Below are 11,622 nucleotides of genomic sequence, written 5' to 3'. Positions count from 1 at the left end.
TCGGCAGCGTCAGATGTGTATAAGAGACAGTCGCTGCGCATTCCCGACTTCCACATGTCGTCGGTGAGTCAGGCCCAGTGATGGCGGCCCGCAGCTAAAGCTCGTCGAATCTGGCGAGCGCGGCGTCGAGGTCGTCCCCGTCGAACAGTTCAGAGCGATTGAACAGGTGGCCGTCGACAGTCATGACGACGATGTCGCGCCATTCGGCGGCGAAACCGTCTTGTGAGATCCCGTGCGCCACGTGGGTGACGACGGCTCCGATCGGGCTGAGTCGATGCACAGCCGCGATGTAGATGGTGGTGTCTGGTGAATCGGCCCAGGCGGCCTCGATGTAGGCGAGCATGTCACCGGACTCGAAACCCGCTCCCCGCCGGTGGTCGATGCTGATCCAGTCCGGTGTCGTTGGAAAAGCCTCGCGTCGGTTGAAACCGGCATACGCGTCGGTGACGAGCGACCACGTGTGTGCGTAGGCGGCGGCGTCGCCGGCGAGGTAACGGGCGTCGAGCTCGGCGAGGGCGGCGTCGATGTCGTCGACGTCGAAGGACACGGTGACCCGTATGAGGCCGGTGGCGTCGACTTGCGTGAGACGCAACAGTTCGACGACGACTGTTCGCTCCGGATCATCGCCGTCGCGATAACAGTCGCGGGTCAGGGAGAGCCGAGATCCCCGGACGGCGATGGGTTCCACCCCCAACCGCCAGGTGCTCGGGACCGTCTCCAACGTGGCGTCGATGAGTTTCCGCCGCTCTGGGCCTTCGAGCACGGAGCGCAGGCCTTTCCGCCGGTCTTCATAGTGGCCGTCGTCGTCGGCAAGCGCGAAGATCGCGTCCCCGTCCCGGCGGTTGAAAGCGTCCGCAGCGCGTACGCAGGTCCGGGTGGCCGCGTTCTCCAGGGTGGGCCGGTTGCGGCTCAGCTCGTCGAAACTGGCGAGCGCGGCGTCGAGGTCTGCCTCTTCGAACATCTCAAGGCGACTGATCAGTTCGCCGTCGACGAGGACGGTGTTGACCAGACGCCACTCGACGCCCAAGCCGTCTCGTGATGTCCCTTTGGCCACATGTGTGATCACCGCGCCGCGCTCGGTCAACCGATGGACGGCTTCGACATAGATGAAGTTGCGCGCCGTGTCTTCCAGGGCCACACGAAGGTATGCCATCAGGTCGCCCGACCGCACCGTCGCAATCGTGCGATGATCGACGTCGGTGAACCCGGCTGCCGGCGTGGGCATTTCACCGCGACTGAGCGCGACGAAGGCCCCGGTGATCGCCGACCAGGTGCGCGCAAAGGCGGCGGCCTCGCCGGCGAGGTAGCGCGCATCGAGTTCGGCCAGGGCGGCGTCGAAGTCGTCAACATCGAAGATGACACCTGCCGCGAGCCGTCCGTCGGTGTCGATCTCGATGACGCTGAGTATCTCGCCATGAAACGCATCGGGCCGATACTCATGCTCCGACAGTCGATCAAGGCAGAGAGCGAGGCGCTCGCCGCGAGTAGCCACGACGGCCGACATCATGGTCGTATCGAGATCGGCGAGAACCCGCATGTCGGCGATTGCGACATCTCGCCCGCGCCGGACTCCGGCGCCCATCACCCGCCGCCGATCATCGGTGCAGATATCGTCGGCCGCCATTGCTGTCATGGCGGCCCAGTCACGCGCGGCGAAGCGTTCCTGCCACCGCTTCGCAACTGTGCTTGCCGAGTTCCCGAGCGGCGGTCGAGGACGTGCCTTTTCGGACTCCGCGTGCCGCGCCTCGAGTTCGGCGATCGCGCCGTCCACGTCTTCGGATGCCGCCACCGGAGCCGGTGCGACTCGTTCGCCCAGCACCGCACGCGCCTTGGCGGCAAGCGCTTCGGCGCCTTTGCGCTCGTAGAGTTCCGTCGCCCGCTGGGCCGCGGCCCGTGCCCCAGCCGCGTCGCCGGCGGCGTGTAATACCGTCGCCAGCGCCAGACACGCATCGCCGTGGTCTATCAGGGCGTCGGTACGCTGCGCCAGGTCGACCGCCGACTCGGCCATCTGCCGGGCCGCGGCATGATCACCCCGGCGCGTCAACAGCAGCGCCCGCAGCGTACGCCAGGCGATCGATGCCTTCAGCGCATGACCCGCGAGGCTCTCACTCTCGGTGCACAACTGCTCGGCCTCGGCGTCTCGGCCGAGAGCCATACAGGCACGGCCCAGCAGGGCAGCGGTCTCGGCGGTGTCGGCGTCCATCCTCATGCGGCGAAAACCTGCGTATGCCTGACGCAGACGCGGCTCGGCGCCCTCCGGGTCGTCGAGGACCAGTTCAATGATCCCGGCGAACTGCTCAACCTCAAGCAGGGCATGGCGCAGACCGACCTCGGCGACTGTGCGCCGCGCCGCTTCGATCATCCGTAGAGCCGTGGCGGCGCGGCCGCGGAAAGCCTCCAACACGGCTTGGCATCGCGTCGAGGTCGCCTCGACCGCGGGGGAATCGGTGGTGATGCGCAACAGCCGCACGACATCCAGACAACGCCCGCCGGCGCGCGGCACCGGACTGGGACCCCAAAGGGCGGCCAGGGGAGCGCCCGCCAGCACGGCGTTGACCCGACGCTGCTCGCGGGCGCGCCGTGCCGCGGTCAGCGCCTTGTCCAGCGCGACTTCGCAGTCGCCGATTCGCCCAAGCCGGGCAAGACATCCCGCCCGCACGGTGTGCGCCTTCGCTTCTCCTGCGGGGTCACCCAGTCCGGCCAGTCTGTCGGCGGCCGCGCCCAACTCGGCCTCGATCTCGTCCAGTTTTTCCGGATGCATCAGCATCGAGAGTTGGCCGTCGAAGCACGTCGCCCACGCCGTCAGCCGATCAGAATTGACGGTCGCCGCCTGTAGTTGCGAGACGGCGTCGCCAGCCGCGGTCACCTCACCTGCTGCCAGCAGCGCCTCGCAGCGCGCGACCAGCAGATCGGCGGTCTGATCTGCGAGATCGGGTAGCTCGTCGTCGACCTCGTCCAGCGCGTGCAGTGCCCGGTCGTACAGATCGGCGGCCGCTTCGTAGGCCAGGCGCGACATGGCCTGATCGGCTGCCCGCCGGCAGTATGCGACGGCTTTGGCCGCGTTGCCCGCCCACGCGCATTCGAAGTAGTGGTACGCCAGTTCGCCTAGGAGTTCCTCGTCTGCGCCGCGGGTGGTTTCCAGCGTTTCGGCGATGCGCTGGTGCAGGCGCATGCGCCGCACCGAGGCCAGTTCGGCGATCAGCGACTGCCGGATGAGGGCGTGGCTGAACCGGTATCGACCGCCTGGCTCTTCGATGACGATGCCGGCCCTGCAGGCCTCGTCGAAGGCGTCGACGAGATCCTGATCAACGACTCGCTCCACGAGGTCCACGTCGAAGCGGCTGCCGACCACGGCGGCTGCGGACAGGGCTTTGTTGGTCCCTGCCGAAAGATGCGAAAGCCTGCGGCTCACGGCTTCACGCACACCCTGCGGCAAAGTGTTGGGATCCCAGGCCCCGCCACTTTCTGCTACGTGGCGCAGTGCCTCGATCAAGAAGAACGGGTTGCCGCCGGTCACCGACGCCAATGCCCGGGCGAGCTGTTCGTCGTCGTAGCCGGCCTCGGCGATATAGGCGGTCACGTCGTCGGCGCCGAGGCCGCCGAGGGAGAGGCGATCCGCGGTGCCGTCCCGGTGCAGGTCGGCGAGCATTGCCGCCAGGGGATGAGATCGGTCGAGGTCGGTGCTGCGGTACGTCGCGACGACCTGTACCCGGGTGTGGTCACCGAAACGCAGCAGATGTCGCAACAGCAACAGCGTCGGTTTGGCCGCCCAGTGCAGATCGTCGAGTATCAACACGACGGGCGCAGCGGCAGAGGCCAGTTCCAGCAACGCGACCACGGCGTCGAAGAGCGCATAGCGTTCGGTGTCGGGGTCGGCGCGGGGCGGTGCGGCCAGATCAGGCAGTAGCTCGCTCAAGCTGGGAATCAGAGCAAGCAGCGTTTCAACGCCCCGCAATCCGCGGAGTCGGTGTGTGCCGATGCAGGGCACGAGCGAGCGCAGCGCTTCGGAGAATGGTTGATAGGGCGCTCCGAGGTCCTCGTCGGAACGGCCGTACAACACGACGGCGCCCTGCTCGAAGGCCTGTCGCGACCATTCGCCGGCCACACGCGTCTTGCCCACACCGGGTTCGCCGGCGATCAGCATGGCGTGAATGCCGCCTGCGAGCGAGGTCTTCCACGCGGCGGCAAGCCTTTCCAGCTCCTGGCCGCGTCCCACGAACCGCCCGGGGCCGGTCAGTACCGCGGGCAGATCGGGCCGCTCAAGAGGTTCGTCGATGGACTCCTCGGGTTGCTGATGCGCGGTCCGTGGGCGCAGCTCGAAGACATGCTCCGGCCGAGGCAGGTTGCGCAGGGCGCGCATTCCGAGGTCGCCCAGGACGACGTCGTCGGGCAGGGTGTCGATGACGAGCTCGGCCGTAGCTCCTGAGCACAGAATCTGGCCGCCGGCGGCCAGTGACCGCAGGCGGGCGGCGCGGTTGACCGCGCGACCGAAGTAGTCACCGTCGCGCAGCTCGACTTCGCCGGTGTGCAGGGCGATCCGGATGCGCATTGGCTCCCGAAGAGCCCACGGCTCGTGAGCGATGGCGTCTTGCAGCTCGACGGCTGCGGCAGCCGCGCCGGAAGGCCGCTCGAAGACCGAGAAGGTGGCATCGCCTTCGCCGCGCGTCTTGATCAACCGCCCGCCGCGGGAGGTGACGACCTGTTCGACGAGCTCGTCGTGGCGCGCGAGCGCTATCGCCATGGCGCCGGCGTCGGCCTCCCACGCAGCCGTTGATCCCTCGATATCGGTGAGCAGGAAGGTCACGGCGCGAGTCATCGACGGCAGCTGCTGGTTCGCCGGGTGATCCAGGGCGGAGTCCTGGGCCACCACCGACGCCGCCAGCCGCCGCAGTTCCGGTCCCGGGTCGACCCCGAGTTCGTCGGCGAGCAGTGACCGCGCTCGTTGGTAGGCGGCCAACGCCTCGCCCTGGCGGCCGGCACGGTAGAGGGCCAGCATCAGCTGGGCCCAGCGCCGTTCGCGCAGCGGCGCCTCGGCGACCGCGGCTTCCAGCTCGCCGATGAGCTCGGCGGCGCGTCCCGTCGCCAACAGCGCATCGGCCCGATCCTCGACCATCGCGGCGTGGCCCTCGGTCCAGCGGGTCCGCTCCGAGGCGCCCCGGCGGGAAGCGGGGAGTTCGGGCGCTCCGCGCCAGAGGCTCAGCGCCTCCTCGAAATGCGCCGCCGCTTGGTTGGCATCCCCGGCCGCCGCTGCGTCTCGGCCGGATTTGGCGGCCAGCAGGTAGCGCGGGGCGTCCACCTCGGTCGCGTCCAGAACCCAGCCTGCCCCCTCGGTGCGGACGAACCCGTCACCCAGCGCCCGGCGCAGCGCCGAGATGTGGGTTTGCAGGGCCTTGGCGGCGGTGCGCGGGGGATCCTGGCCCCAGAGCAGATCGATCAGCGTTTCGGCGGGCACGACCGCGCCGCCGCGCAGTCCCAGCATGGTGAGGATCGCACGCGGTTTGGCGCCCGGGATGGCGACCGAGGCGCCGTCCCGCCGGGCCTGGAGAGGTCCCAAAACCCCCAGCTCCACGGTTTGAATGGTAGTCACGACAGAATCGTCGGTGGGCCGATTCAACAGGCGGTCAAGATCCGGTAAAGGCTCGATCGCCCCCGCTTCCGGGGCCTGCCGCGACGCGGGCCCGCCCTGTTCGGCCCCCTGAGCATCGCGACGAATCCGTCGGTAAAATTCGGCTCTTATGAGCGAACGTGTGGAGCGGCTGGAGTTTCAGGCTGAGGCTCGTCAGCTGCTGGATTTGATGGTCCACTCGGTGTACTCCAACAAGGACGCGTTCTTGCGGGAGCTGATCTCCAACGCCTCCGACGCTTTGGACAAGCTGCGGCTCGAGGCCTTCCGCAACAAGGACCTGGAAGTCGACACCTCCGATCTGCACATCGATATCGACGTGGACAAGGCGGCGCGCACCCTGACGGTCCGTGACAACGGCATCGGCATGTCACGCGACGAGGTGGTGGATCTGATCGGCACCCTGGCCCGCTCCGGCACCGCCGAGCTGCGCCAGCAACTGCGGGAAGCCCGCGACGCCGAGGCGTCCGAGGAGCTGATCGGCCAGTTCGGGGTGGGGTTCTACTCGGTGTTCATGGTCGCCGACCGGGTCGAGATGGTCACCCACAAGGCCGGTGAGAGCGAGGCCGTCCGGTGGGAGTCCAGCGGTGATGGCACCTACACCATCGAAGCGGTCGAGGACGCGCCGCAGGGCACGTCGATCACCTTGCACCTCAAGCCCGAAGACGCCGAAGACGCGCTGCACGACTACACCTCCGAGTGGACGATCCGCAGCCTGGTCAAGAAGTATTCCGACTTCATCGCCTGGCCGATCCGGATGCAGGTGGAGCGCCGGACGCCGCCGGCCGAGGAAGGCGGCGAAGAGACGGTCACCGTCGAGACCGAGACGCTGAACTCGATGCAGGCGCTGTGGGCGCGGCCCAAAGACGAAGTGTCCCAAGAGGAATACAACGAGTTCTACAAGCACATCTCACACGCCTGGGATGATCCGCTCGAGGTCATCGTGATGAAGGCCGAAGGCACGTTCGAATACCAGGCCTTGTTGTTCATCCCGTCGCACGCGCCGATGGACCTGTTCAACCGGGACGCTCACGTGGGCGTGCAGCTGTATGTCAAGCGCGTGTTCATCATGGGCGACTGCGATCAGCTGATGCCCGAGTACCTGCGCTTCGTCAAGGGTGTCGTCGACGCAGCGGACATGTCGCTGAACGTCTCCCGGGAGATCTTGCAGCAGGACCGGCAGATCAACGCGATCCGCCGGCGGCTGACCAAGAAGGTGCTCTCGACCATCAAGGAGCTGCAGTCGCAGCGGCCCGAGGACTACCGCACGTTCTGGACCGAATTCGGTCGCGTGGTCAAGGAAGGTCTGCTCTCCGATTTCGACAATCAGCAGACCCTGCTGGAGATCAGCTCCTTCGCCTCGACGCACAGCGACTCCGAGTCCACCACTCTGGCCGAATACGTCGAACGGATGAAAGACGGTCAGGAGCAGATCTTCTACGCCACCGGCGAGTCGCGTCAGCAACTGTTGAAGTCGCCGCATCTGGAGGCGTTCAAGGCCAAGGGCTACGAGGTGCTGCTGCTGACCGACCCGGTCGACGAGTTGTGGGTGAACACCGTCGCCGAGTTCGACGGCAAGCCGCTGCAGTCGACGGCCAAGGGCGAGGTGGACCTGGACTCCGAGGAGGACAAGGCCGCGCACGAAGCCGAGCGCAAGGAGCAGCAGAAGGACTTCGCCGACCTGATCTCCTGGTTGGAGCAGACCCTGGCCGAGCACGTCAAAGAGGTTCGGCTGTCGACGCGGCTGACCGAGTCCCCGGCCTGCCTGATCACCGACACCTTCGGGATCACTCCGGCATTGGCGCGCATCTACCGCGCCAACGGTCAGGATGTGCCGGTCGGAAAGCGCATCCTGGAGATCAATCCGGCCCATCCGCTGATCAGCGGTCTGCGGCAGGCGCACGCCGAGCGCAGCGACGATCCCGGCCTGGCCGAGACCGCGGAGTTGCTCTACGGCACAGCGCTGTTGGCCGAGGGCGGGGCACTCGAGGACCCGGCGCGTTTCGCCGAGCTGCTGGCGCACCGGCTGGCGCGCACCGTCTGATCCGGGCCGGTCAGGGCACCAGCACCACCTTGCCGACGTTTTCGCGGGCCGCCAGAATGCGGTGGGCCTCGGGGGCGTCGGCGAACGGCACCGCCGCATGCACCACCGGGGCGGCGATCCCGTCGGACAGTGCCGCGGTCAGCGGGGTGACCCACGGGCCCAGCGTGCCGCGGTCGTCCCACAGGCGCAGCATGTTCAGGCCGATGACGGTCTTGGACTGCTCCATCTGCGTGATGAGACTGAACCCGCGCAGCATCGCCGCGGCCTGGGGTGCCGCGCGCAGCAGTGAGCGTTTCTCGCCCTGCTGCAGCGACGAGAGGCCGTAGGCGACAAGGCGCCCGCCGGGACGCAACAGCGCGAACGAGCGCCGCAGGGAGGTGCCGCCGAGCCCGTCGAGCACGATGTCATACGGGGGCAGGCCCCGCCACCAGCCTTTGCGGCGGTAGTCGAGTGCCCGGTCGATGCCCAGCGCGGTGAGCTGGGCGTGCTTGCCCGGCGATGCGGTGCCGTGCACGACCGCGCCGGCGGCCTTGGCCAGCTGGATCGCCGCGATGCCGACCCCGCCGGCAGCGGCATGCACCAGAACCCGCTCACCGGGCTGCAGCGATCCGTAACCGTGCAGCGCCGCCCACGCCGTCGAGTAGTTGACCGGAATCGCGGCGCCCTCTTCGAAACTCATCGACGGGGGCAGCGGCACCGTGTCGGCGGCGTTGGCGTTGACGATCTCGGCATAGCCGCCGAAACGGGTGCCCGCCAGAACCCGCTCGCCGACGCGGGCCGGGTCCACTCCGTCGCCGACGGCCTCGATGGCTCCGGCGACCTCATAGCCGACCACGGCGGGCAGCTTCGGCGCATCGGGATACAACCCGACGCGCGCCAGGTGGTCGGCGAAGTTCACCCCTGCCGCGCGGACCGCGATGCGCACCTGGCCAGCCGCCGGCGGGGGCGGGTCGGGGCGATCCTGTACCTGCAGCACCGACGGGGGACCGTGCTTGGTGATGACGACGACGCGCATGGGTCTGAGCCTATTGCCGGCGGCGCCGGCACGGGACCCCGATCGTATTTCGCGCAAATGCTCCGGCCGGAACCGAAGCGGTTGCGCTCAGGAGCCGTGGCGGGCCAGGAACTCCAGGATCGCGTCGGCGAAGACGTCGTTGCGGTCCCCGGCCACCATGTGCCCGGCGCCGGCGACGTCGACGAACTCCACCTGCGGGAAGCGGGCCAAGAACTCCTCGGCGTTGGCGGCGCTGACCAGGTCGCTGAGCTGGCCCCGCACCAGCAGCATCGGAACACCGCCGTCGAGGATGGTGCGCACCGCGGCGTTGAGCCGGTCGACGTCGTGAATCTCCATCGGCCCTTGGTGCTCGGGGCCACGGATGAACTCCGGGTCCCAGTGCCAGTACCAGCGGTCGCCGCGCCGGCGCAGGTTGGTGGTGAGCCCCTGGAGGTCGGCGGGGCGGGGGCGGTGCGGGTTGTAGGCCGCGATCGCGTCGGCGACCTCGTCAAGGGAGTGGAAACCGGATTCCATGTTCTCGGCCATGAAGTCCTGCACGCGCTGGGCGCCGGAGGCGTCCATATTGGGCACGATGTCGACCAGCACCACCGCGCCGGCGGCCCCGGGCGCCAGCTCGCCGGCCAGCAGCATCGCGGTGCACCCGCCCAGCGAGGCACCCACGAGCACCGGGTCCGGCGGCAGCGTGCGCAGCACCTCGTGGACGTCGGTGGCGAAGCTGACCAGGCGGTAATCGCCCTCGTTCGCCCAATCCGACTCGCCGTGGCCGCGCAGGTCGACGGTGACCGCCTGCCAGCCGCGTGCGGCCACCGCCGCGGCGGCCCGGCCCCAGGATCGGCGGGTCTGCCCACCGCCGTGCAGGAACACAACGGCGCGGGCGTCGGGGTCACCGTGGCGGTCGGAGATGATCCGGAGATCCCCGGGGGTGTGGGTGACAAACGTTTCCGCGGTCATCCTGGGATCGTAAGCCGAGGCCGGTCGGTGCCCATCGGACGGCCGGTGGAACCCCTATCGAGCTGCGGATATGCGAGCTAGACTGGCTTATTCCCTAGGAGCGCGCCATGGCTCGTCACCTTGCCCTCGTCTACGGGGTGCTCAACTATCTGGGCTTCCTCGCCGTCTTCGGCTATGCCGTCGGGTTCGTGGGTGATCTCGTGGTGCCGCGCACCGTCGACCACGGGCCGCAGGCGCGCCCGGTCGCGGCGCTGGTCATCGACGTGTTGCTGCTGAGCCTGTTCGCCGTGCAGCACAGCGTGATGGCCCGGCCGGTGTTCAAACGATGGCTGACCCGAGTGGTGCCGGTGAGTATCGAGCGCAGCACCTACGTGCTGGCCTCGAACGTGGTTCTGGCCCTCATGTTCTGGCAGTGGCGTCCGATCACGGCGGTGGTCTGGGAGGTGACGGCGCCGGCGGGCCGGACAGCGCTGTGGGTGCTGTTCTGGCTCGGCTGGGGGATCGCCCTGGTGTCGACCTTCCTGATCAGCCATGTCGACCTGTTCGGGCTGCGCCAGGTCTACCTTGCGTGGCGGGGCCGGCCCTACACCACCTCCGGGTTCCGGACGCCGATGCTGTATCGGCTGGTGCGGCATCCGCTGATGCTGGGCTTCCTGATCGCGTTCTGGTCCACGCCCCAGATGACCGCCGGACACCTGCTGTTCGCCGCGGCGACCACCGGCTACATCGCGATCGCGGTGCGCTTGGAGGAGGGGGACCTGATCCGGTTGCTCGGTGACCAGTACCGGCAGTACCGCGGCCGTGTCCCGATGTTCGTTCCGCGGCGGGTGCGCTGACTCCGGTATCAGCGGCAGCGGGAAGCGCCGCACCGCCGTGTCGTCTACGGCCGCGCCGGGCGCTAATGTCATGGTCGCCAGATAGACCAGGGGGCGGTAGCTCAGTCGGTTAGAGCCGCGGACTCATAATCCGTTGGTCGTGGGTTCGAGCCCCACCCGCCCCACCAGGAATTGCCTGCGCAAACGCCGCGCAGCTGGCGTGGCCGTATGGCTACCCCTAACCAGGCGCTCAGCGCGATAGCCGACTCATGGGCTCCCGCGAAGCTTCCTCAGATGGCGGTATGGACGCCAAGCAAAAATTCGTATGACCGCAGCAGGCGGCATGTTTGTTGAACTGGAACGATGCTGCCATACCTTGACGGCCTTTGAGTAATGGTCATACATTCAATGCTTAGATGTCCCGTGTACCGCCTGGCCGGGCGCCAACGGAAGTTGAAACACCGTGAACATTGCCGCTCCCAGCGTCTTCGAAGCTGACCTGCCCACGTTCAGCTACGCCCTCACCGCCACGCCGCACGACATCCTCGACGTTGTCCGAACGGCGCAATCGTGTGCGCCCATCGCCATCGGCCCCCTCGGTCCAGAGATCCTGTCCTACGAAATGGCTCGGGATATACTGCGCGACAACAGATTCACCATGCCTCCCGGCATCACGCTGGCAGCGCAGGGCGTCACCTCAGGTCCCTTGTACGACAAAATGATGAGCAGCCTCCTGGGCCTCGAAGGTGCGCCACACACTCGCTTACGCAAACTGGTTTCGAGAGCGTTCACTCCTCGGGCGACTGCATGCCTTCAAGACACGATCCATGAGGTGGTGAACGGGCTGATCGATCAAGTAGTGGAAGCCGGTCGGTGCGACGTCGTGACCGACATCGCGCGGCCCTATCCCACCCCCATCATGTGCGCGCTCATCGGTGCGCCCCGCCAAGACTGGCATCACTTCGCACGATGGACCGACGAAATCTTCAAGGCATTCAGTTTCCAGACCGACGCCACCTTCGATGAAGCCGCGATCATGCAATCGTGGAGCGAACTGGACGCCTACGTCGATGACATGGTTGCCACCCGCCGAAACAGTCTGAGCGATGACCTGCTGTCTGAGCTCATCCGCGCCGAAAGCGACGGCGACCGACTGAACCTCGACGAACTCCGC

General features: G+C 67.6%; 6 protein-coding genes and 1 tRNA gene. 4 read left to right on the top strand and 3 right to left on the bottom strand.

The window, feature by feature from the left end:
- Nucleotides 1-94 precede the first annotated feature (94 nt).
- Nucleotides 95-5,569, bottom strand: coding sequence for an ATP-binding protein (locus tag LI92_RS16515; protein ID WP_052740824.1), 5,475 nt, complete (start codon nt 5,567-5,569; stop codon nt 95-97).
- Nucleotides 5,570-5,735: 166 nt separating this feature from the next.
- Here LI92_RS16515 and htpG point away from each other — a divergent pair, with 166 nt between their 5' ends.
- Complete coding sequence (gene htpG, locus LI92_RS16510; RefSeq protein WP_046320690.1) at nt 5,736-7,667, top strand: molecular chaperone HtpG; 1,932 nt, start codon at nt 5,736-5,738, stop codon at nt 7,665-7,667.
- A 10-nt stretch (nt 7,668-7,677) separates the two neighbouring features.
- On the opposite strand, the gene LI92_RS16505 is transcribed toward htpG, so the two are convergent.
- Both LI92_RS16505 and LI92_RS16500 read right to left on the bottom strand, forming a co-directional pair.
- A complete protein-coding gene (locus LI92_RS16505) occupies nt 7,678-8,682 on the bottom strand; it encodes a zinc-binding dehydrogenase (protein WP_046320689.1) in 1,005 nt (334 codons plus the stop codon).
- A gap of 87 nt (nt 8,683-8,769) precedes the next feature.
- Complete coding sequence (locus LI92_RS16500) at nt 8,770-9,633, bottom strand: alpha/beta fold hydrolase (protein ID WP_082109760.1); 864 nt, start codon at nt 9,631-9,633, stop codon at nt 8,770-8,772.
- A gap of 107 nt (nt 9,634-9,740) precedes the next feature.
- Between LI92_RS16500 and mddA the strand changes: the two genes are divergently transcribed.
- The 3 genes from mddA to LI92_RS16485 form a co-directional block, all read left to right on the top strand.
- The gene (mddA, locus tag LI92_RS16495; RefSeq protein WP_046320687.1) at nt 9,741-10,469 is read left to right on the top strand and encodes a methanethiol S-methyltransferase; all 729 of its coding nucleotides are present in this window, start codon (nt 9,741-9,743) and stop codon (nt 10,467-10,469) included.
- A 90-nt stretch (nt 10,470-10,559) separates the two neighbouring features.
- Nucleotides 10,560-10,636 (top strand) — tRNA-Ile (locus LI92_RS16490).
- 275 nt (nt 10,637-10,911) lie between these two features.
- The coding region (locus LI92_RS16485; RefSeq protein ID WP_046320686.1) for a cytochrome P450 family protein at nt 10,912-11,622 on the top strand (711 nt) is incomplete at its 3' end.

Source organism: Mycobacterium sp. UM_Kg1 (assembly GCF_000972925.1).
Lineage (GTDB): Bacteria > Actinomycetota > Actinomycetes > Mycobacteriales > Mycobacteriaceae > Mycobacterium > Mycobacterium hiberniae.
This window is presented reverse-complemented; position numbering and strand designations above follow the sequence as displayed.

What these genes read in the sequence shown, in the direction of transcription:
- LI92_RS16505 (WP_046320689.1), bottom strand. Translation starts at nt 8,682, where the DNA reads ATGCGCGTCGTCGTCATCACCAAGCACGGTCCCCCGTCGGTGCTGCAG.
- mddA (WP_046320687.1), top strand. Translation starts at nt 9,741, where the DNA reads ATGGCTCGTCACCTTGCCCTCGTCTACGGGGTGCTCAACTATCTGGGC.
- LI92_RS16500 (WP_082109760.1), bottom strand. Translation starts at nt 9,633, where the DNA reads ATGACCGCGGAAACGTTTGTCACCCACACCCCCGGGGATCTCCGGATC.
- htpG (WP_046320690.1), top strand. Translation starts at nt 5,736, where the DNA reads ATGAGCGAACGTGTGGAGCGGCTGGAGTTTCAGGCTGAGGCTCGTCAG.